This window comes from Flavobacterium algoritolerans (assembly GCF_030010385.1).
Classification (GTDB): domain Bacteria; phylum Bacteroidota; class Bacteroidia; order Flavobacteriales; family Flavobacteriaceae; genus Flavobacterium; species Flavobacterium algoritolerans.
In genome coordinates this window covers 1,127,850-1,148,443 of record NZ_JASCRZ010000001.1, presented here as the reverse complement: position 1 = coordinate 1,148,443, position 20,594 = coordinate 1,127,850, and the positions used below count along the sequence as shown (strand labels likewise).

The following is a 20,594-nucleotide window of genomic DNA, read 5'->3' as shown; positions in this document are numbered from 1 at the left end:
TATAAAATTGCGTGACTTAATTAAAATTTTAATTAAGTCACGCAATTTGCATTTAAAAAACATTTTTTAACTAATAATATTTTAAAAAAAATCAGATATTAGCTAAAAAATAAACCTATCTAAAAATGATAAAAAAAACACTTCTTGCGTCTTTAATTTTAAGTAGTTTAATTTCTTTTTCACAAGAAATGGTATCTTCTATACCTCTTGAGCTAAAAAAAAATCGAGATGTTTTTCAGACTATAAATAACGATAAAAAAGAAATTACTTTATTTATTGGTGATAAAATAAAAGTAAAAGCAATTCAACTCGATGAAAAAATGAAAATCGTTGATAGTATTTCATCCGAAAGGCCAAATACTAAAATTTACACTAAGATGATTGGCTACAACATCAACAATGACAACACAAGACTTTTTTGGTCATCAAATGATTCCAAGGATATTTTTACTGAATTATACGATTTCAATAACCGTAAAACCACAACAAAACAACATTCTTTATTATTGAAAGACGAAAAAGTTTTACAAAAATTTAGTGATAAAGATTTTTTTTATATCCTAACAGTTATCAAAAAAAGCAATGATTTAAAACTCTATGTTTTTGATAAAGAAGGTGATTATACCGAAAAAAAAATCAATTTGAACGGATTTACTTTTTATAAATCAGACTATACACAATCAAACTTATATGAAGTATTAGGAGAAAATTTACTTCCTTTTGAAGCGCCTTTCTCGTTGCAGCTTATAAATACCGACAACCCAACATCTCTAACTGATAGTGCCAAAAAGAGAAAATGTTATTTCAAAAACAATCGAATTATCATTACCCTTGACACGAATATTGAGTTTACCCAAGTTATCACTGTTGACTTAACAGATTTTAAAGCTACTGAAAAAAAAATAAAAACCCACGATATACAAGAAGACCGAACGTATTTAAATTCGAATTCATTTTACTTTGACAACAAATTATATCAATTAAAAAGCGCATCCAATCTATTTTATCTTACTGTAAAAGATTTAGACGGAAAAGTATTGAAGGAACATACCGCTAAGTCATCCGAACCAATCGATTTTAAAAATTCGGAAGTTCAACTGGAAGGAGGCGATTTTGGAGGAAAGAGAACCTTAGAAAATTCTTCACAGTTTATTCGAAAAGTAAACAATTTATATCCTGGTGTTAGCTGCTATACAATTGGCCAAAACACACTAATTACTTTTGGGGGTGTTTCTCCAGTTCAACAGTCAGCCAGCCAATTTGGTATGGGCCAATTTGGCTTAATTGGAGCACTCGTTTCAATCGCCGTGCACAACCCTGGCATAGAGAGTTTTAATTCCTACTCAAATAGAAAAGTGGTTAAAACAGACGGATTATTTGACAAGGAAGGCAGTCATATTAAAGGCGATTTACAACCTTTAGCGTTTGATAAAATCCGTACTTTTTTCGATACCTATAAAGATGTTTCATCACAAACATTATTTAAAACCGATGCTTATTATTTAGGTTATTATGATAATAAAACAAAGGAATATATTCTCAAAAAATTTAATGATTAAAAAATAGAACACAATTAATTTTTGGATTTTATTAATCAACCATTACAAAAAAAATGAAACTAAAAGTAATTGCTTTCGACGCCGATGATACCTTATGGATCAACGAAACGTATTTTGATGAAACGGAGAAGAAATTCTGTTGTTTGATGGAAGATTATCTGTCGCATCAAGGAATTTCTAAAGAACTTTTTAAGGTAGAAATCGATAATTTAAGATTATACGGTTACGGGATCAAAGGGTATATTCTGTCGATGATTGAGGCCGCAATGACCATTTCGAATAATACACTTCCTATAGAAATTATCGAAAAAATTATTCAATACGGTAAAGAATTACTGGAAAAACCCATTGTTCTATTAGATGGTGTGGAAGAAACTTTAGATGCTTTACACGGAAAATACAAATTAGTCGTTGCCACTAAAGGTGATTTATTGGACCAAAGAAGAAAACTTCACAATTCTGGTTTAGGCCATTATTTTCATCACATAGAGGTAATGTCAGACAAGCAAGAAATTGATTATTCTGATTTAATCAAACGTTTGGAAATACAACCTGAAGAATTTTTGATGATTGGTAATTCTTTGAAATCAGATGTTTTACCTGTTTTAGCCATTGGCGGACACGCTGTTCATATTCCGTTTCATACAACTTGGGCACACGAAAAAATAGACTATAAGGTGGAACATGAAAATTTCAGCGCTTATGAAAAAATAAAAGAAGTAGCAAGAAGACTGGAATAATAAAAACCAATTTTTAAGCCTCTTTAATCATTAACAAAACTATTTTTCAATTAAAAACCGTTTAAATTTAAAGTTAATATCTTTATATAATCTATAAAAAAAATACAAAATATTGCTAAAAATGCCGTTACAAACTTGGTTTGTAGAATTAAAACTAATTCTTACATAATTAACTGTTTAAAATTTCTTATCTAACAATATATCGTATTTTTGCATAGAATTTTTAAAAAATAAAATTATGAAAAAAATCATACTTACGTTAGTTTTTGCTTCTGCAATGACAACTTTGAGTGCTCAAACAGAAAATGTAGAAAGCGCAAGTACTGGAACTGAATTTAACAAATGGTCTGTTGAATTAGCTGGTGGTTTAAACAAACCGATGAGACCTATGACTGCTGGATATAGAACTGCTGTTACTAGTGCTTATGTAGCTGATTTAGGTGTGCGTTATATGTTCAATAACAAATTTGGTTTGAAAGTTGATTTTGGATATAACAGTTTTAAAGAAGGTGAAAATTCAATAGGATTTGACTCTAAATACTACAGAGCTGACTTACAAGCAGTTGCTAACTTAGGAAGAATCATGAGCTTTGAAACTTGGACAAACACTCTTGGTTTATTAGGTCACGCTGGTTTTGGATTAGGTTTTGGTGAATCTGACAACTTTTCAGGAACTGACAGAATGGGTAATTTTATTGCTGGTGTTACTGGTCAAATTAAATTATCTAATAGAATTGCATTAACTGGAGATTTTACAACAATTCTTAATGCTAAACAAAACCGTACTTTTGATGGTGCAAGTACAATAGGATCTCCTGGTTTCGGCGGTGTACTTTTCAATGGTACAGTAGGTTTAACTGTTTACTTAGGTAAAAACGAAAAACATGCTGACTGGGTTATCGATCATGAAGGTAGATTTGATGCAATTGACGCAAGATTTATGGCTATTGAAAATAAAATGTTAGACTCTGATAAAGATGGTGTAGCTGATTATTTAGATGAAGAGTTAAGTACACCAGCAGGAGCAATGGTTGATACTAAAGGAAGATCTATTGACAAAAACAATAATAATGTTCCTGATGAAACAGAAGCTTTTATCATAAAAAATTATGGTAGTGCTACTAACAAGTCTCCTCTTTTAACAAACAATGAATTGATCACTAGTCTAATTAATGGTGGTTATGTTGCAGTTTATTTTGACTTCAATAAATCAACTCCAACTAATGTTTCTACAGAAGGCACTGATTTTATCTTAACATACTTAAGAAACAATCCTACTGCTACAATTGATATTGTAGGACATGCTGACGAAGTTGGAAGATCTTCATATAATGATAAATTATCTAATGCAAGAGCAAACAATGTGAAAAACACTTTAGTTAAAGCTAATGTTGATGCATCAAGATTAAATGTAATTGCTGCTGGTGAAGATACTTCAGTAGATATCGATTCAGAAAATGCAAGAAGATTAGTAAGAAGAGTTACTTTCAGAGTAAAATAAGCTGTTTTTTATATCAAAAAGCCCTAAAGAAGTTTCTTTAGGGCTTTTTTTATGGCTGTTATTTTCGTTTTTTATCACAAAAAAAAATCAACATTACAGCATTCGAAACATCCATTTTATAATTTGTTCACAACAAAAGTTGGATGAAATGAATTCCAGATTTCAAAGAATAGCTGTACTTTTGAATCCTAAATAAAATTACAAAATCTTGAAAACACTTTTAGATATAGAGAACTGGTCCAGAAAAGAACATTTCCATTTTTTTAGACAATTTGAAGAACCCTTCTTTGGCGCAACCGTAGAAATCGACTGCACCAAAGCCTACGCAACAGCAAAATCATTGAACGCTTCTTTTTTTATCTATTATTTACACAAAACATTGGTTGCTGTCAATACTACCGAATCATTTCGCTACAGGATTACGGATGACCAAATATATGTTTGTGACCAAATTAATGCTTCTGCAACTATTGGTCGTGAAGACGGTAGTTTCGGATTTTCTTTAATCGAATACAACGCAGATTTTGAAATTTTTACTGCAAATGCACTAACTGAAATTGAAAGAATACAAAATACAACTGGTCTTTTTACCCGAACATTTACAGATGATAATGTAATCCATTTTTCGGCGATTCCATGGCTGGATTTCACTTCATTATCGCATGCGCGAAGCTATACTTTTCCGGATAGTTGTCCGAAAATTTCCTTTGGAAAAATGAAAATTGCTGAAAACGGAAAAAGAACCATGCCAATGTCTATTCATGTGCATCATGGATTAGTAGATGGCTTACATTTAGGACAATTTGTAGATTTTTTTCAAGATATTATGAATCAGTAGGTTAAGTTTTTTTTGTAACTTTACTTAAAACTTACTGCCATGTTATCAAAAAATATAGAACACACGCTAAACAATCAGATTCGGATTGAAGCTGAATCATCCCAAACCTATCTTTCTATGGCTTCATGGGCAGAAACTCATGGTTTGGAAGGAATTTCAAAATTTATGTATGCTCAATCTGAAGAAGAAAGAGTACACATGCTTAAACTAGTCCGCTACGTAAATGAACGCGGTGGTCATGCTAAAGTTAGCGAATTAAAGGCTCCGAAAATCAGTTACGGAACATTTAAGGAAATGTTTGAAGAATTGTATAAACATGAAATTTTTGTTTCTGATTCGATTAACAAACTGGTTGATGTTTCCTTTTCTGAAAAGGATTATGCCACACACAACTTTTTACAGTGGTATGTAGCTGAACAAATCGAAGAAGAAGCCCAGGCAAAACTTATTTTGGATAAAATAAACCTGATTGGTGACGATAAAGGTGGCTTGTATTTATTTGACAGAGATATGCAACAACTAACTTTAAACAGCACACCTAAATAATCAAATATTGTTTAGCAAATAACTTGATTTTAATTTTTTAGAAATTGAGTAAAAAGAAGAAAAATAAGGATACGAAAAAGGATAAAAAAAAATTCCTTAAAAATGGATCTGCTAAAGAAAACCTCAAGTCTGAGTGTTGCGAAAAATATAAAAAAGCAGAACACAAACGTTGCAAAAACTGTCCAAAATTTGATTTACGCAAAAAAGACAAATAAACAATATCAGTTATAGTTTACCGTTCAATAAACCATAAAAAAACCACCGATAATTATCGATGGTTTTTTTATGGTTTTCAGTAACAGACTTGAACTGAATATTGATTACTAAAAAACTACTTCCCTAAAAGAAGGACGTCATTTACCACTACTTCGGTAACATAGCGTTTCTCCCCATTTTTATCATCATAACTTCTATGGGTCAACTTCCCTTCAATGGCAATTTCTTTGCCTTTAGTAACATATTTTTCAATAATTTCAGCTGTTTTCCCCCAAGCTACAAGCTTGTGCCATTGGGTTTCTTCTACTTTTTCTCCTTTGTCGTTTTTATAGCTTTCATTGGTTGCTAATGTGAAATTGGCTATTTTTTTTCCTCCGTCAAAAGTTTTGATTTCCGGATCATTTCCTACGTGTCCAATTAACTGTACTTTGTTTCTTAATGTGCTCATGGCGTATACTATTTAAATGTTAGTGTATGTTTTGTTGAATTGGTCTTTCAAATCAACATTGCAAAGATGCGGTGACTTCCAAAAAGTATTCGGTTACTAACTAATTACTTTCGGTTGTAACTATTTGTAAACGTTTGTAAATGGGAAAATTTAATTATATTTGATGGAAATCAACTTCTTATGCAAGCCAAAATAAACAAAGTAGAATTACGAAATCTAGAGTTTAACGATTACAAAGAGTTAAAAAACTCCATGGTAGAATCCTATCCTGAAATGATTGGTTCCTACTGGAGAGAACATCATATTGAAAAGTTATTAAGCCTTTTCCCTGAAGGTCAATTGGTAATTTTAGTTGATGGCAAAGTGGTTGGTTCAGCATTATCACTCATTGTTGATGAAAGTCTTGTCGATAAAAACCATAATTATTCTGATATAACAGGGAAATATACCTTCTCTACCCATAACCCTAAAGGAGATGTTTTATACGGAATAGATGTCTTTATTCATCCAAATTATAGAGGATTACGCCTTGGCAGACGTTTATATGATGCCCGAAAAGAATTATGTGAACAATTGAATTTAAAAGCAATTGTTTTTGCAGGAAGAATTCCTAATTATGGACAACATGCAAAAAAACTTACTCCAAAAAATTATATCGAAAAAGTAAAAAGAAAAGAACTTCACGATCCCGTACTTTCTTTTCAGTTGAGTAATGATTTTCACGTGATCCGAGTAATGAAAAACTACTTGGAAGGTGACTCTGATTCCAAAGAATTTGCCGTTTTATTGGAATGGAATAATATCTATTACGACGAAAGTCCAAAATTAATAAACCTCGAAAAAAGCGTTATCCGACTGGGATTGGTACAATGGCAGATGCGTCAATTGAATAATCTTGAAGCTTTGTTTGAACAATGCGAATTTTTTGTTGACGTAGTTTCTGGCTACGGAAGTGATTTTGCTTTATTTCCGGAACTGTTTACAGCACCGTTGATGGCGGATTACAATCATTTATCTGAAGCCGAAGCCATACGGGAATTAGCCAAACATTCTGAACCCATTCACAAACGCTTTAAAGAATTAGCCATTTCTTATAACATAAACATCATTACAGGAAGTATGCCGTATTTAGAAAACGGCACGTTATACAATGTTGGTTTTCTTTGTAAAAGAGACGGAACTTCAGAAATGTATGCTAAAATTCACGTCACTCCAAACGAAGTGCAACATTGGGGAATGACCGGAGGATCACAAATTAAGACTTTTGATACCGATTGCGGAAAAATAGGTATCGTGATTTGTTATGATGTAGAGTTTCCAGAACTTTCCCGATTAATGGCTGATGAAGGAATGAACATCTTATTTGTACCATTCTTGACTGATACTCAAAATGCCTACACCAGAGTCAAACATTGTGCACAGGCCAGAGCAATTGAAAACGAATGTTACGTGGCTATAGCCGGCTGTGTTGGAAATCTTCCAAAGGTGAACAACATGGACATTCAATATGCCCAATCTGCGGTGTTTACACCATCGGATTTTGCCTTTCCAAGTAACGGAATAAAAGCCGAAGCTACTCCGAATACTGAAATGACCCTAATTGTAGATGTTGATTTGAATTTATTAAAGGAACTTCACGAGCATGGAAGTGTTCGAATTCTTAAAGATCGTAGAACAGATTTGTACGAAATTAAAAAAATAAATCCATGAAAACCTGCCTAGAATGTGGAGAGAAAATTGTAGGTCGCGAGGATAAGAAATTCTGTAGTGACGGTTGCCGTAATACCTACAACAATAAAATAAACAAAGACAGTACTAACTTTATGCGCAACATCAACAATAAGTTACGCAAGAATTACCGTATTTTGTCAGAGCTTAATGTTGAAGGAAAATCAAAAACCACTCGGACAAAACTCCTGGGCAAAGGTTTCGATTTTGAGTTTTTTACTAATATTTTACAAACCAAAACTGGAAACACCTACTACTTCCTATATGATCAAGGCTATATGCTTTTAGACAATGATTTTTACATGCTAGTCAAAAAAGACATATAAATACCACAACCCCAAACCTATCTAACCAAAAATGAAAAAAGATTATTCCTCAATTTTTGCCGGTTTATTTATCTTAGTAATTCTAGGATTGATTTATTTCACCATGATGCCACATTGGACTTCAGATGAAGAAGGTTCTCTTTCTGAATTTTCGACCAAAAGAGCTTTGAACCAAGTGGAAGCCATTTCAAAACAACCTCATTATGTAGGTTCCAAAGAACATGAAATGGTTGCAAATTATCTCGTAAAAGAGCTGAACAAGTTAGGACTGGAAACTTCTGTTCAAGAAGGATACACCTTGAGCGATTGGGGAAATTTGGTACAATCAAAAAACATATTGGCTCGCATAAAAGGAACTTCTAGTTCTAAAGCTTTGTTATTGCTTTCCCATTATGACAGCGCGCCACATTCCTACTCTAAAGGGGCAAGTGACGCAGGTTCTGGCGTAGCGACGATTCTAGAGAGTGTTCGTGCTTTTTTATATTCTAAAACTCCTCATAAAAATGACATTATCATTCTGTTTTCAGATGCGGAAGAATTAGGATTAAATGGCGCAGCATTATTTGTAACCAAACACCGTTGGGCAAAAGAAATAGGTTTGGTGCTTAATTTTGAAGCGCGTGGTTCATCCGGACCCAGCTATATGTTGATGGAAACCAACAAGGGAAATGCAGGGTTAGTAAAAGAGTTTGCTGCTGCAAAAGCGACTTTTCCCGTTTCAAATTCCTTGATGTACAGCATTTATAAAATGTTACCAAACGATACTGATTTGACTGTTTTCAGAGAACAAGGCAATATTCAAGGGTATAATTTTGCATTTATTGATGACCATTTTAACTATCATACCGCTCAGGACGACATCAATCATTTGAACAAAAACACGTTAGCGCATCAAGGCACGTATTTAATGCCATTGCTGAACTATTTCTCAAATGCCGATTTAAATACAACACAAGCCAGCGAAGATTACGTCTATTTTACCATTCCGTATACATTTATAAGTTATCCTTTTAGCTGGGTTTTACCAATGGTGGTAATCGCATTGGTGCTATTTATTTTCCTATTATTTTTAGGAATAGCCAAGCGTATTTTATCATTTCGCGAAATTGGAAGAGGATTTATTCCGTTTTTAGGTTCATTGATTGTTACTGGATTAATTACTTTTTTTGGTTGGAAAGGATTATTAGCCGTTTACCCGCAATACAATGATTTACTCAACGGATTTACCTATAACGGACACGCTTACATTGCAGCATTTGTACTTCTGGCTTTGGCGATAAGCTTAGTATTTTACAACCGTTTTTCTGCCAAGAAAGTGACTATGAATCATTATGTAGCGCCATTATTTATTTGGATTGTCATTAATGGAGCGCTTGCTTTTAGTTTACAAGGAGCTGGATTCTTGATTATTCCGGTCTATTTTGGATTATTTTTATTCGCTGCATTTATCATTACCCAAAAATCCCGTAAAATACTAAGTCTTATTTTTAGCATTCCGGCCTTGATAATCATAGCGCCTTTCATACAGATGTTTCCTATTGGTTTGGGATTAAAAGTGTTGTTTGGAAGTGCAATTCTTACCGTTTTGACATTCACATTATTGTTGCCTGTTTTTGGGACTTTCGCCAAAAAGGGAATCTGGTCTTTAGTGTTTTTTGTGCTTGCCATTGGCTTTTTTGCCAAAGCGCATTCTGAATCTGGTTACGAATATGGGAAAGCCAAATCAAACAGCTTATTGTATGTCTATGATGCCGATACTGACAAAACCAATTGGGTTACGTATGACACCAATCTTGATTCCTGGACCAAAAGCTATTTGGGTGAAAACCCAAAAGACGCAGCCATTTTGAACGAAACACCATTGTTCAGCAAATACAATTCCGGTTTTACTTATGCTGCCGAAGCTCCTAAAAAAGACATTCTAAAACCAAGTATAGCGTTTCTGGAAGACAGAATTATAGGCAATCAAAGGTATTTGAGAATAAAGATTTCCCCGAATCGAAACGTCAACCGCTATGATATTTTTGCCAATGAAAAAATGGCGATTCATAATTTCAAAGCGAATGGCGTGACCACATTAGGCCAGAAAAATTCACTTTACCAACGCAAAGGAAAGAAAATATTGAGTTATTATGTCGTTGGAAACACACCTTTAGAAATGCAGTTCAGTGTAAATTCCTCAACGGTTTTTGATATGGAACTGATGGAAAGTTCTTTTGATTTAATGACTAATCCTTTATTTGGAATAGCCAAAAGAGAAAACTGGATGATGCCAACACCTTTTGTTTTGAATGATGCGGTAGTAATCAAACAAAAAATAAAACCGACACCGGTTGTGGTTGCAAATGCTTTGGATACTGCTATCAATCCTATGACTAAAGATAGTTTAACAGTTGCAAAAGACAGTTTGAAAGTCAAATAATTTAAACACCAAATGACAAAAATTAGTATTCTAGGTTGTGGCTGGCTGGGTTTTCCTTTGGCGAAAGCCTTACTTTCAAAAGGATTTTCAGTAAACGGCTCGACGACTTCGACAGAGAAATTAGCCGTATTGGAAAATGCAGGAATTGAACCTTTTTTAATTGCACTTTCAGAAAATAAAACCACTGGAAACGTAACCGATTTTCTGGAGAATTCTGAAATTTTAATAATCGATGTTCCACCAAAACTTCGCGGTTCAGGGACAGAAAACTTTGTTTCCAAGATTAGAAATACAATTCCGTTTACAGAAAAATCATCAGTCGAAAAAGTGCTTTTCATCAGTTCAACATCGGTCTATAATGACGATGATGCTTTTGTTACTGAAGAAACAATCCCGAAACCGGATACTGAAGGAAGCAAACAATTACTGGAAACAGAAAAGCTTTTGCAAAGCAATATAAACTTTAAAACAACGGTATTGCGTTTTGGCGGCTTAATTGGCGAAGACCGTAATCCAATAAAGTTCTTGGCTGGACGTGAAAATTTGGATAATCCTGACGCCTCGATTAATTTGATTCATCAGGAAGATTGTGTGGGTATAATTCTAAAAATCATTGAAAATGATGTGTGGAATGAAACCTTCAATGCGGTCGCTCCATCTCATCCCTCACGAGAAAGGTACTACACACAAAAAGCAGTGGATTTAGATTTGGCTTTGCCAAAGTTTAATCATAAAAATCCATCTATTGGAAAAACAATTTTGAGTACTAAAATAGAAACCGTTTTAAATTATACTTTTACAAAACCAAATTTATAACGTGAGAACTAAAATTAAAAATGCTGTTTCGTCTAAAGTTAATGCCATTGGATTACCTATTTTGGCCTTGTGCTGGGTCAGTTTTTTTTGGGGAACTACTTGGATTGCTTCAAAAGAAGGCGTAAAACATATGCCGGCTTTACAACTTGCTGCCATTAGACAATTCATTGGTGGATTGCTGTATATTTCTTTTTTCTTGTTCAAAAAAACACCTTGGCCAAAAGGAAAACAATGGAAAACCATTGTCATTTTAAGCATCCTTAATTTTGTTTTGAGCAACGGATTAAGCACTTGGGGCGTGAAATACATCAGTAGCGGACTGGGAGCAATCATTGGCGCTATTGTTCCTTTATGGATTGTAATTATTACTTTTTTTAAAGGAGAACGATTGGCAAGACTGACGGTTATTGGTCTGATTATCAGTTTTGGCGGCGTCTGCGTTATCTTTTACGATCATTTAAGTGATTTTATGATTCCTGATTTTAGATTTGGGATTATACTGTCATTAATAGCCACGTTAACTTGGGCATTTGGCTCGTTATACACAAAGAAAAAAGCAGCCAGTTTTAATCCTTATTTTAGTTTGGGGCTGCAAATGTTTATATCCAGTATTTTAATTTTTGCGTACAATGGAGCAACGGGAACTTCCGTTAGTTTGAGTGCTATTCCAGCTATTTCGTGGTGGTCTATTGCTTATTTAGTTGTTTTTGGTTCTGTACTTACTTTCATTGCCTTTATCTATGCGCTTCAAAATCTTCCTGCTGAAATAAGCAGTATTTACGCCTACATCAACCCAATTATAGCCGTAATTCTAGGTGCTGTGATTTTCGGAGAAGTACTAAATGCTGCCATTGCAATAGGCGGTGGCGTTACATTGTTTGGATTGTATATGGTCAATTATTCGTTGAGGAAAGGCCGAAAATAAATCCCTGATAAATCAAAAAAGTCCCATCTGACGGTGTCAAATGGGACTTTTTTTATGCTTGTATGTATTTCTACCAGATTCTTACACGCTTTTCAGGTGCAATATACATTCCGTCATTTGCTTTGATATCGAATGCTTTATAGAACGTATCTATATTTTGCAAAGGAACATAAGCACGGTACATTCCTGGAGAATGCGGGTCTGTTTTTACTTGGTTTTTCAAGGCTTCATCACGCATTTTTGAACGCCAGATCGTTGACCAAGAAATAAAGAAACGTTGTTCTGGAGTATATCCGTCGATTAATCCCGGATTTCCGTTTTCTTTCAAATACAATTGTAAACCATCATAAGCAGCATTTACTCCACCTAAATCTCCAATGTTTTCACCCAGCGTAAATTTACCATCTACAAAAGTTCCCGGAATAGGTTGCAAAGCGCTGTATTGAGCGGCAAGTGCTCCTGTTAAGGCTGAAAATTGTTTCAAGTCTTCTGCAGTCCACCAGTCTACTAAGTTTCCGTCAGCATTGTAACGGGAACCTGAATCATCAAAACCATGTGAAATTTCGTGTCCAATAACCCCACCGATTCCACCATAATTTACTGCTTCATCCGCTTGGTAATTGTAAAAAGGCGGTTGTAAAATTGCTGCAGGGAATACAATCTCGTTATTTGAAGGATTGTAATACGCATTTACCGTTTGTGGAGACATTCCCCATTTGTCTTTATCAACAGGTTTATTCAACTCTGCTATATTCTCATTGAAACGCCATTGCGCCATGCTTTTAGCGTTTTCAAAATACGTTCCGCCTTCTTCTGGACTTTTTATCGTCAAGGCTGAATAATCTTTCCATTTGTCAGGATAACCAATTTTAATTCTTGATTTATGCAGTTTAGCAAGCGCGCTCACCTTTGTTTCTGCAGACATCCAAGACAAATTATTGATTCTGTTTTCGAAAGCTGAAAATATATTTTTGATCATTTTCTCCGCTTTGGCTTTGGCTTCAGCCGGAAATTTTTTCTCAACATATAATTTTCCTAACGCTTCTCCAACCGCTCCATTGATGGTCTGAAGTGCTCTTTCGTCACGTGGTCTTTGACTTACAGCTCCCGTTAACGTTCTTCCGTAAAACTCCCAGTTTGCATTTTCAATTTCAGTTGATAATTGGCTTGAAGCTCTATTCAACAAACTCCAACGCATGTATGCTTTCCAGTCTTCTACTTTATTTTCTTTAAAAATAGTTTCTAGCGCAGTCATGTATTTTGGTTGCGATACAATAACAGTATCTACTTTTGCCAATCCAATTTTTGTGAAATAATTATTCCAGTTGATTGATGGAGTTAATTTACTCAAATCAGCCAATGTCATTGGATTGTATGACTTACGGCGATCTCTGCGTTCTACTCTGTCCAATCTTGGTTTAGACATGGCAATTTCAAGAGCCAGGATTTTTTCAGCATTCATTTTTGCAACTGCTGGTTTATCACCAAGGTATTGCAACATTTTGGCAACGTGTAAAAGATATTTAGCACGTTTCTCTTTGGAATCGGCATCTTCAGAAACATAATAATCTCTGTCTGGCAAGCCTACACTGCCGGGACCTAAATTAATCACGTTTCTACTACTGTTTTTTGCATCAGTTCCTACGCCGGCACCCATAAATCCAATACCACCAATAGGTTCCATTTCGATCAATAATACCTCTAAATCTTTGGCATTTTTAACCGCGTCTATTTTCTTTAAGTACGGTTTCAAAGGCGCTATACCTAACTTATTTCTTCCTACGGTATCGAGAATAGATTTGTATAAGTTAATCGCTTTTCCTTGATCAGTATTTGATTTGTAGCTTGGATTTGTTGCGGCTTCTTTTAGAATTGCCAATGCATCAGCATCTGTTTTTTGACGCAATTCATCAAAACTACCCCAACGGGTTCTATCAGCTGGAATCTCCGTATTATCCAACCAAGTTCCGTTTACATAACGAAAGAAATCGTTGCTAGGCTTTACAGCCTTATCCATGTAATTCACATTGATCCCCGGTTCTTTAGCTGCCGGAGCATTCTGTGCTTGACTCACCGCAAAACCCATGATTGCGGGAATCACAAAAAGCAATTGCTTATTGCTGGTTTTTTTCATTTTTTTTTGGTTTTTAGTTATCTTAACAAAGCTATTAATAAATAATTTGATTTTTAGTTAAAATCAAATACATCTTTATTTGACTTTAAAATTTCTAAAAGGTTTAATCCTAAAAGGTATTAATTTCACATCCTTTATTTCAAAGGAATGCACCTAAAATAAGATTGTGTTAATTTGAATTAAAAACAAATCTCGTTTTCGTATTTTTGCATCAAAATAGCGTTATGTTAGAATTTTTCAAAAAATACCGACTCTTTTTCGGGGTCTTCATTGTTCTTTCGGCAATCATTTTATCTTTATTTTATTCGGCTTTAAAGCCAAAAAAAACACTCCCCATTTATAATCCTGCGGATGTAAATCCTGAATTAGTGGACAGCACCATTCAATACAAAAGCAAGTACCATACGATTGCTGATTTTTCATTTGTTAACCAAAACGGAAAAACCATCACCCAAAAAGATTACGAAGGCAAAATATACGTTGCTGATTTTTTCTTTACCACTTGCGGCTCTATCTGTCCAAAGATGACCACCAATTTATCCGATATTCAAAAAGCTTTCGCCAATAATCCAAAGGTGAAATTATTATCGTATACCGTTTTCCCGGAGACTGACAGCGTTCCTGTTTTGAAGGCCTACGCCAAAAAACATCATGTTGATGATGCCAAATGGAATTTAGTTACCGGAGATAAAAAAGAAATCTATACCATGGCCAGAAAATCATATTTGGCCGTGAAACTGGGAAAACCAAGTGAATTATATGATATGGTTCACACCGAAAATTTTGTTTTGGTGGATGCCAAAAAAAGAGTTCGTGGCTTTTATGACGGCACCAATAAAGAAGACATCAAGCGATTAATCGAAGATATTACTTTTTTGAGTAACGAATAAAGACTTTAAACAGAAGATAAGTCACTTATAATCTGATTGAAAAACCCAGTAAAACAAACTATTCCCTATTCTTAAAATTTATCCAAAAAAACTACAAAATTGACAATTATCATTTTTTTTAGTTTTATAATATGTACTTTTGCAATCTTAATTCAATCTAAATAAGACTTGCAAACAACGATACATTCTCTAAAAAAAGGTGAAAAAGCCATTATCAAAGATTTTGATATTGACATTGTTCCGTTGAAATTACTAGAAATGGGTTGTTTGCCTGGAAATATGGTTGAACTGCTTCAAATTGCTCCTTTTGGCGATCCTTTATACCTTAACATTAATGGTTCACACGTTGCTATCCGCGTGGAGACAGCCCGTGAGATTGAAGTTGAAATACTAAAAAACAACTTATAATGACCAATCAAAATATCAATGTTGCTTTAATCGGGAATCCTAATACGGGGAAAACTTCCGTTTTTAATCAGTTGACAGGACTTAATCAACAAGTGGGAAACTACCCTGGAATTACGGTTGAAAAAAAGATTGGTTTTTGTAAATTACCCAATAATGCCAAAGCGAATATTCTGGATTTACCCGGAACTTACAGCTTAAATGCCAGTTCGATTGATGAAAATGTAGTCATTGAATTATTACTGAATAAAAACGATAAATTATATCCGGATGTAGCACTTGTTGTTACTGATGTTGAAAATCTGAAACGAAATTTACTGCTTTTTACCCAAATAAAAGACCTTGAAATCCCCACAATATTAGTCATCAACATGGCCGATAGAATGAAATTTAAAGGAATCACACTAGACATTCCGTATCTTGAGGAGCATTTAAAAACAAAGATCGCACTTATCAGTTCCAGAAAAGGCTTTGGAATCGATGAATTGAAAAAATTGATTGTCAGTTACAAAACCATTTCAAGCGAACCGTGTTTGAATGCGTCCAGTATTGATCCTGAATATTTTAATACGCTTCGCAAAACATTTCCAAACCAGCTGTTGTATAAATTATGGTTGGTCATCACGCAAGACGTAAACTTCCTGAATTTAGATCGAAATGAAATTAGAAGTTCGTTTACTAAATCGCATTCGGATTTAAAGCGTTTGCAACAAAAAGAAACCATAAAACGCTATCAATTCATCAATGATGTTTTGAAAGAAGGATTAAAAATTGACACCACTATTGCTAAAGATTTCCGCAGTAAACTGGATCGTGTTCTGACACACAAAGTATGGGGATATGTAATTTTCTTCCTGATTTTGTTTGTTATTTTCCAATCTATTTTTGAATGGTCTAAAATTCCAATGGATTTTATCGATGCTTCTTTTGCTTCATTGAGTACACTTGCTGCCGAAGAATTACCGGCAGGAGTTTTGACCAATTTAATTTCACAGGGAATCATTCCCGGAATAGGCGGAATTTTGATATTTATTCCACAAATTGCCTTCCTGTTTATGTTTATTTCGATTCTTGAAGAAAGTGGTTACATGAGCCGAGTAGTTTTCCTGATGGATAAAATCATGCGAAAATTTGGTTTATCAGGTAAAAGTGTGGTGCCGCTTATTTCAGGTACAGCCTGTGCTATTCCCGCAATTATGGCTACCAGAAATATAGAGAACTGGAAAGAAAGATTAATCACCATTCTGGTAACACCTTTTACAACCTGTTCTGCCAGATTACCGGTTTATGCCATTATTATTGCACTAGTAATTCCGGACAATCGTGTTTTTGGTTTTCTGAACATGCAAGGAATGACCTTAATGTTGTTGTACCTTTTGGGTTTTGGAATGGCTATTTTCTCTGCTTACATTTTGAATAAAATCCTTAAAATAAAAGGAAAAACATACTTCGTAGTAGAAATGCCGAATTATAAATTACCCCTTTTCAAGAACGTGGGAATCAATGTAATCGAAAAAACGAAAGCTTTTATTTTTGGCGCCGGAAAAATCATTTTAGCGATTTCTATTGTATTGTGGTTTTTAGCCTCTTACGGTCCAGGCGAAAAATTCAATAATGCAGAAACAATTGTTACTGAAAACACGAAGCAAAATCCGTTATCAGAAACAGATTTTGAGAATGCCGTCGCTTCACAAAAACTGGAAAATTCCTATATTGGATTAATGGGAAAAACTATTGAACCGGCGATTTCACCCCTTGGTTATGACTGGAAAATAGGAATTGCCATTATCAGTTCCTTTGCTGCCAGAGAAGTATTCGTAGGAACATTGGCTACCATTTACAGCGTAGGTGGCAGTGATAATGAGACTACAATCAAAAATAAAATGGCTGCCGAAATCAATCCGGTAACCGGAGAAAAGATTTTTAACTTTGCCTCCGGAATATCATTGTTGTTGTTTTATGCTTTTGCCATGCAATGTGCCAGTACGCTTGCAGTTACTAAAAAAGAAACCAATTCATGGAAATGGCCGGCTGGACAATTGATCTTCATGTCTGGATTTGCTTATGTGGTGGCTTTACTTGCCTATCAAATTCTAAAATAAAATATTGAACAAACGTTAAATTTTTATTTTTATTATTTTTAATTTGTCTAAATAATATTTCAGATTTATCTTTGCATCGTAGATTTAATCTAAATAAAGATAATATGAAAAATGCCTTTTCGATAGGACTATGTTTGCTTACTACAAGCGTATTTGCTCAGCAAATAAATCCAACATTAAATGACACAGTAAAGACTTTGTTGCCTGTGATTATAACTGGTAAAATTCAAAGTCCAGAAAGAATGCCAGAAGTAAAAGAAAACGTTTTGTTTTCAGGAAAGAAAAATGAGATTTTAAAACTTTCTAACATCAACGGTAACTTTGCTACAAACAACGCCCGAGAAGTATTTTCTAGAGTACCTGGTGTAAACATTTGGGAAAACGAAGGATCAGGTATACAAATTAATGTAGGTGTAAGAGGCTTGAGTCCTAACAGAAGTTGGGAATTAAATACTAGACAAAACGGATATGACATTTCATCGGATGTTTTTGGGTATCCAGAAGCGTACTACAACCCGCCACTTGAAGCAGTTGAAAGTATTGAATTGATCAGAGGTGGTGCTTCGCTACAATTTGGACCCCAATTTGGAGGAATGCTAAACTATGTGTTGAAAAGAGAAACAAAGAAAAAATTCACTTTTGAAACCCAAAACAGTGTCGGTAGTTATGGCTTAATGAGCTCTTACAACGCTATTGGTGGTACCCTAAAAAACTTTTCGTACTACATATATAACCATTCAAGAAGTGCTGATGGATGGAGACAAAACGGAGAGTACACCGTACGCAACACCCATGCTTTCTTAGAATATCGTTTTACACCAAACACCAAAATTTCTGCTGAGTATACCAATATGGATTACCAAATGAAACAATCTGGAGGTTTGACCGATGCACAATTTGAAGCCAACCCACAGCAGTCTTTACGTAATAGAAACTGGTTTGGAACTCCATGGAATGTTTTCTCAGTACAGTTAGACACCAAAATAAATGACAATTTAACTTCTAATACAAAATTATTTGGTCTTAAAGGGGAGCGTAATAGTGTTGGGTTTACTGCAACACCAAATGTTGCTGATGCTATAAATCCTACTACAGATAACTATGCCAACCGACGTGTAGATCGTGATTTTTATGAAAACTTTGGTGTAGAAAACAGAAATGTTTACAAATACAAATTGGGCAAAACATCACACAACTTGGCTTTTGGAGCACGTGCATACCAAGCAACAACTACTCGTAAACAAAGCGGAAATGGTACAACAGGAAGTGATTTCGATTTATCTGTAAATCCAGATTATACAAGAAATATAAAATTTAAGACTGAAAACATTGCATTTTTTGCAGAGAATCAATTTAGAGTTACTGAAAAATTTAGTGCTACACCCGGAGTTCGTTTTGAACACATTACCTCTAGTGGCGCTGGATTATTTGCTGTAAACAATGGTGCAAATGTAAATTTTGACGCAGCACCTATTGTACGTAACAAAGCATTGTTTGGCCTTGGATTAGAATATAAATTTGCTAGTACCAATGTGTATGCCAATATATCTCAAGCTTACAGACCGATACTTTTCTCTGACTTAACACCTCCAGCAGTTACAGATGTGATTGATCCAAACTTAAAGGATGCAAGCGGATACAATGCTGATTTAGGATATAGAGGAAATATAAACAACTACATCAACTTTGACATTAGTTTATTTTACCTTCAATACAACAACCGTATTGGTGGAGTGAGACAGTTTACAAATAATGATCCATCACAAGGAACTTTTTTATACAGAACGAATTTAGGAACTACCGTGAACAAGGGTATTGAAAGCTTTTTTAACTTCAATATTACACGTTTTCTTAAAATAGACAACAAAGTAGGAAATGTTGACTTTTTTGCTTCGATGAGTTTTATTGACAGTCGCTACACCGATTTTGAAACTTTTACAACTACAGGAACAGCACCTAATGCAGTAATAACAAGTTCAAATCTAGACGGTAAAAGAGTTGAAAATGCGCCTCGTTATATTCACAATTTAGGGCTTTCATGGGGTAAAAACAACGTATCTACTACCCTACAATACCGCTTAACAGGAAAAATATTTACAGATGCTAATAATACCACAACACCATCTGCAAATGGAGTAACGGGAATGCTCGATAAATACAATGTGTTTGACTTTTCATCAGAATATAAATTCTTAGAGAACTACAATATCAAAGCAGGAATAAACAATGTTTTTGATGAAGCTTATGCTACAAGACGTTCGACTGGATATCCAGGACCTGGTATATTACCCGGAGAAGGAAGAACCTTTTACATTTCCATTGGTGCAAAATTATAATTGAACATGAAATTACAGTTTCATTATCTGAAATAAATCTTTATAATTAACTTTGGAATCATGGCGCAGTTCTAAAAACTTTGTAATTAGTTTAACGCAAAAAAGCAACCTTTTCGGGTTGCTTTTTCTTAAATTTACAGTATGGATATTCAAGAAATAATTGCTTTTATTGCCTTGGGAATTGCCCTTGCTTTTCTGATCAAAAAATTCTTTTTCAAAAAGAAAAAATCAGATAAAAATTGCGGCAGCGGTGATGATTGTGGTTGCAATTAAAATTTTCCTCTTTTCTGTTTCTTAATCTGAATTACTTTAAAACTCAATTGGGTTAAAGTTTCCTTAAAAAAACAAAAAAAATCTTTCAACAACTTAATAAAATCCCTTTTTTTGACTAAATTTACTATAGAAAAAACGAGCTTTTAGATTCAAAATCAGCTATTTCCATTTTTATATTAAAAAAGTGGCTTTTAAATTCAACCTGAATCTAAGTTGCCTTTTGGACATAATTTCAACTCTATCCCTACAAAGAATTGAAATTATAGAACTATTATGAATGGGGAATTCGCATAGGATTAGACCATCATAATTTTTAGTAAAAATCTCATTCATAAGTATAAATATTTTTAATCCCAAAAAATATTTCCAATTCTGTTATAGACCTAAAG

18 protein-coding genes are annotated in these 20,594 nt (G+C 34.2%); 16 read left to right on the top strand and 2 right to left on the bottom strand.

From position 1 onward, the window contains the following. Positions 1 to 125: 125 nt before the first annotated feature. From QLS65_RS04970 to QLS65_RS04945, 6 genes are all read left to right on the top strand, one after another. A complete protein-coding gene (locus tag QLS65_RS04970) occupies positions 126 to 1,559 on the top strand; it encodes a hypothetical protein (RefSeq protein WP_282715586.1) in 1,434 nt (477 codons plus the stop codon). 53 nt (positions 1,560 to 1,612) lie between these two features. After that, positions 1,613 to 2,299 carry an HAD family hydrolase gene (locus QLS65_RS04965; RefSeq protein WP_282713289.1) on the top strand — a complete coding sequence of 229 codons (687 nt, stop codon included), beginning with the start codon at positions 1,613 to 1,615 and terminating at the stop codon, positions 2,297 to 2,299. Positions 2,300 to 2,537: 238 nt separating this feature from the next. Continuing rightward, positions 2,538 to 3,800 carry an OmpA family protein gene (locus QLS65_RS04960; protein ID WP_282713288.1) on the top strand — a complete coding sequence of 421 codons (1,263 nt, stop codon included), beginning with the start codon at positions 2,538 to 2,540 and terminating at the stop codon, positions 3,798 to 3,800. Positions 3,801 to 4,008: 208 nt separating this feature from the next. Then, positions 4,009 to 4,638: a chloramphenicol acetyltransferase gene (locus tag QLS65_RS04955; RefSeq protein WP_282713287.1), complete on the top strand. Its 630-nt coding sequence runs from the start codon at positions 4,009 to 4,011 to the stop codon at positions 4,636 to 4,638. A 39-nt stretch (positions 4,639 to 4,677) separates the two neighbouring features. After that, entirely contained in the window at positions 4,678 to 5,184 is a 507-nt protein-coding gene (locus QLS65_RS04950) for a ferritin (protein ID WP_282713286.1), read from the top strand. Positions 5,185 to 5,228: 44 nt separating this feature from the next. Then, a complete protein-coding gene (locus QLS65_RS04945) occupies positions 5,229 to 5,399 on the top strand; it encodes a hypothetical protein (protein WP_282713285.1) in 171 nt (56 codons plus the stop codon). Positions 5,400 to 5,515: 116 nt separating this feature from the next. Here QLS65_RS04945 and QLS65_RS04940 read toward each other — a convergent pair whose 3' ends face one another. After that, the gene (locus tag QLS65_RS04940) at positions 5,516 to 5,848 is read right to left on the bottom strand and encodes a single-stranded DNA-binding protein (protein WP_282713284.1); all 333 of its coding nucleotides are present in this window, start codon (positions 5,846 to 5,848) and stop codon (positions 5,516 to 5,518) included. Between the two features lie 180 nt (positions 5,849 to 6,028). Between QLS65_RS04940 and QLS65_RS04935 the strand changes: the two genes are divergently transcribed. From QLS65_RS04935 to QLS65_RS04915, 5 genes are all read left to right on the top strand, one after another. Further along, the gene (locus QLS65_RS04935; RefSeq protein WP_282713283.1) at positions 6,029 to 7,558 is read left to right on the top strand and encodes a bifunctional GNAT family N-acetyltransferase/carbon-nitrogen hydrolase family protein; all 1,530 of its coding nucleotides are present in this window, start codon (positions 6,029 to 6,031) and stop codon (positions 7,556 to 7,558) included. Then, the gene (locus QLS65_RS04930) at positions 7,555 to 7,902 is read left to right on the top strand and encodes a hypothetical protein (RefSeq protein WP_282713282.1); all 348 of its coding nucleotides are present in this window, start codon (positions 7,555 to 7,557) and stop codon (positions 7,900 to 7,902) included. The genes QLS65_RS04935 and QLS65_RS04930 overlap by 4 nt, the downstream gene beginning before the upstream one ends. Positions 7,903 to 8,005: 103 nt before the next feature. Next, positions 8,006 to 10,324, top strand: a complete 2,319-nt coding sequence (locus QLS65_RS04925; protein WP_428831870.1) for a M28 family peptidase — start codon at positions 8,006 to 8,008, stop codon at positions 10,322 to 10,324. Positions 10,325 to 10,336: 12 nt separating this feature from the next. Next, positions 10,337 to 11,140: a Rossmann-fold NAD(P)-binding domain-containing protein gene (locus QLS65_RS04920; RefSeq protein ID WP_282715584.1), complete on the top strand. Its 804-nt coding sequence runs from the start codon at positions 10,337 to 10,339 to the stop codon at positions 11,138 to 11,140. Between the two features lies 1 nt (position 11,141). Beyond that, positions 11,142 to 12,065, top strand: coding sequence for a DMT family transporter (locus tag QLS65_RS04915; protein WP_282713280.1), 924 nt, complete (start codon positions 11,142 to 11,144; stop codon positions 12,063 to 12,065). Positions 12,066 to 12,135: 70 nt separating this feature from the next. Here the strand turns inward: QLS65_RS04915 and QLS65_RS04910 are convergent, their stop codons facing one another. Continuing rightward, on the bottom strand, positions 12,136 to 14,199 hold the full coding sequence (locus QLS65_RS04910) for a M13 family metallopeptidase (protein WP_282715583.1): 2,064 nt from the start codon (positions 14,197 to 14,199) through the stop codon (positions 12,136 to 12,138). A gap of 224 nt (positions 14,200 to 14,423) precedes the next feature. Between QLS65_RS04910 and QLS65_RS04905 the strand changes: the two genes are divergently transcribed. The 5 genes from QLS65_RS04905 (at position 14,424) to QLS65_RS04885 (ending at position 20,205) form a co-directional block, all read left to right on the top strand. Continuing rightward, the gene (locus QLS65_RS04905; RefSeq protein WP_099713879.1) at positions 14,424 to 15,089 is read left to right on the top strand and encodes an SCO family protein; all 666 of its coding nucleotides are present in this window, start codon (positions 14,424 to 14,426) and stop codon (positions 15,087 to 15,089) included. A gap of 168 nt (positions 15,090 to 15,257) precedes the next feature. Further along, entirely contained in the window at positions 15,258 to 15,497 is a 240-nt protein-coding gene (locus QLS65_RS04900; RefSeq protein WP_121343194.1) for a FeoA family protein, read from the top strand. After that, positions 15,497 to 17,596, top strand: a complete 2,100-nt coding sequence (feoB, locus tag QLS65_RS04895) for a ferrous iron transport protein B (RefSeq protein ID WP_121343193.1) — start codon at positions 15,497 to 15,499, stop codon at positions 17,594 to 17,596. Before QLS65_RS04900 ends, feoB begins: the two co-directional genes overlap by 1 nt. A gap of 104 nt (positions 17,597 to 17,700) precedes the next feature. Then, the gene (locus tag QLS65_RS04890) at positions 17,701 to 19,932 is read left to right on the top strand and encodes a TonB-dependent receptor family protein (RefSeq protein ID WP_282715582.1); all 2,232 of its coding nucleotides are present in this window, start codon (positions 17,701 to 17,703) and stop codon (positions 19,930 to 19,932) included. 141 nt (positions 19,933 to 20,073) lie between these two features. Further along, on the top strand, positions 20,074 to 20,205 hold the full coding sequence (locus tag QLS65_RS04885; RefSeq protein WP_121343192.1) for a FeoB-associated Cys-rich membrane protein: 132 nt from the start codon (positions 20,074 to 20,076) through the stop codon (positions 20,203 to 20,205). Positions 20,206 to 20,594 lie beyond the last annotated feature (389 nt).

What these genes read in the sequence shown, in the direction of transcription:
- QLS65_RS04890 (WP_282715582.1), top strand. Translation starts at nt 17,701, where the DNA reads ATGAAAAATGCCTTTTCGATAGGACTATGTTTGCTTACTACAAGCGTA.
- QLS65_RS04905 (WP_099713879.1), top strand. Translation starts at nt 14,424, where the DNA reads ATGTTAGAATTTTTCAAAAAATACCGACTCTTTTTCGGGGTCTTCATT.
- QLS65_RS04960 (WP_282713288.1), top strand. Translation starts at nt 2,538, where the DNA reads ATGAAAAAAATCATACTTACGTTAGTTTTTGCTTCTGCAATGACAACT.
- QLS65_RS04965 (WP_282713289.1), top strand. Translation starts at nt 1,613, where the DNA reads ATGAAACTAAAAGTAATTGCTTTCGACGCCGATGATACCTTATGGATC.
- QLS65_RS04910 (WP_282715583.1), bottom strand. Translation starts at nt 14,199, where the DNA reads ATGAAAAAAACCAGCAATAAGCAATTGCTTTTTGTGATTCCCGCAATC.
- feoB (WP_121343193.1), top strand. Translation starts at nt 15,497, where the DNA reads ATGACCAATCAAAATATCAATGTTGCTTTAATCGGGAATCCTAATACG.
- QLS65_RS04940 (WP_282713284.1), bottom strand. Translation starts at nt 5,848, where the DNA reads ATGAGCACATTAAGAAACAAAGTACAGTTAATTGGACACGTAGGAAAT.
- QLS65_RS04950 (WP_282713286.1), top strand. Translation starts at nt 4,678, where the DNA reads ATGTTATCAAAAAATATAGAACACACGCTAAACAATCAGATTCGGATT.
- QLS65_RS04930 (WP_282713282.1), top strand. Translation starts at nt 7,555, where the DNA reads ATGAAAACCTGCCTAGAATGTGGAGAGAAAATTGTAGGTCGCGAGGAT.
- QLS65_RS04970 (WP_282715586.1), top strand. Translation starts at nt 126, where the DNA reads ATGATAAAAAAAACACTTCTTGCGTCTTTAATTTTAAGTAGTTTAATT.
- QLS65_RS04920 (WP_282715584.1), top strand. Translation starts at nt 10,337, where the DNA reads ATGACAAAAATTAGTATTCTAGGTTGTGGCTGGCTGGGTTTTCCTTTG.
- QLS65_RS04885 (WP_121343192.1), top strand. Translation starts at nt 20,074, where the DNA reads ATGGATATTCAAGAAATAATTGCTTTTATTGCCTTGGGAATTGCCCTT.
- QLS65_RS04935 (WP_282713283.1), top strand. Translation starts at nt 6,029, where the DNA reads ATGCAAGCCAAAATAAACAAAGTAGAATTACGAAATCTAGAGTTTAAC.
- QLS65_RS04925 (WP_428831870.1), top strand. Translation starts at nt 8,006, where the DNA reads ATGATGCCACATTGGACTTCAGATGAAGAAGGTTCTCTTTCTGAATTT.